The 752-nt window shown below is 74.1% G+C and carries 1 protein-coding gene; it reads left to right on the top strand.

Annotation, left to right across the window (positions count from 1 at the left end; genetic code table 11):
• Positions 1–752: ArsA-related P-loop ATPase (locus FRW57_RS22385; RefSeq protein WP_152187117.1), on the top strand; the 752-nt coding region annotated here is incomplete at both ends.

The following is a 752-nucleotide window of genomic DNA, read 5'->3' as shown; positions in this document are numbered from 1 at the left end:
GGCCGCCGGCGGCCGACGGGTGCTGCTCGCCGAGGTCGAGGGACGCCAGGGCATCAGCCAGGTGCTGGACGTGCCGCCGCTGTCCGACAAGGAGTCGCGGGTCGCCCACGCCGCGGGCGGCGGCGAGGTGTGGGGGCTGGCGGTCGACGCGAAGGCCGCGCTGCTCGAATACCTCCAGCTGTTCTACAAGCTCGGCCGGGCCGGCGGGGTGCTCGAACGGTTCGGCGCCATCGACTTCGCCACCACGATCGCCCCCGGGGTGCGCGACGTGCTGCTCATCGGCAAGGTCTACGAGGCCGTCCGGCGCCGGCGTGACCCGAAGTCCAAGGGCCCGAACCCAGCCCGCCTCTACGACGCCGTCGTGCTCGACGCACCGCCGACCGGTCGGGTGGTGCGCTTCCTCGGGGTCAACGAGGAGGTCGCGGGGCTGGCCAGGGTCGGCCCCATCCGTTCGCAGGCCGACTCGATCACCGCCCTGCTGCGGTCGCGGCAGGCAGCCGTGCACATCGTCACGCTGCTCGAGGAGATGCCGGTGCAGGAGACCGTCGACGCGGCGGCCGAGCTGCCGACAGCCGGTTTCAACCGGGGCGCCGTCGTCGTCAACCAGGTCCGGGAGGTGGACCTCGACGAGACGGCCCTCGACGCCGCGCGATCGGGTGGCCTGGACAGCGACGCGGTGGCGGACGACCTGGCCGCGGCCGGCGTGAAGGCCCGGCCTGCGTTGCTGCGCGGGCTGCTCGAGGAGACCGCGG

The sequence above is a fragment of the Segeticoccus rhizosphaerae genome (assembly GCF_009192725.1).
GTDB classification, from domain to species: domain Bacteria; phylum Actinomycetota; class Actinomycetes; order Actinomycetales; family Dermatophilaceae; genus Segeticoccus; species Segeticoccus rhizosphaerae.
Note: the sequence above shows the minus strand (reverse complement) of the source record. Positions and strands in the feature narration are given on the sequence as shown.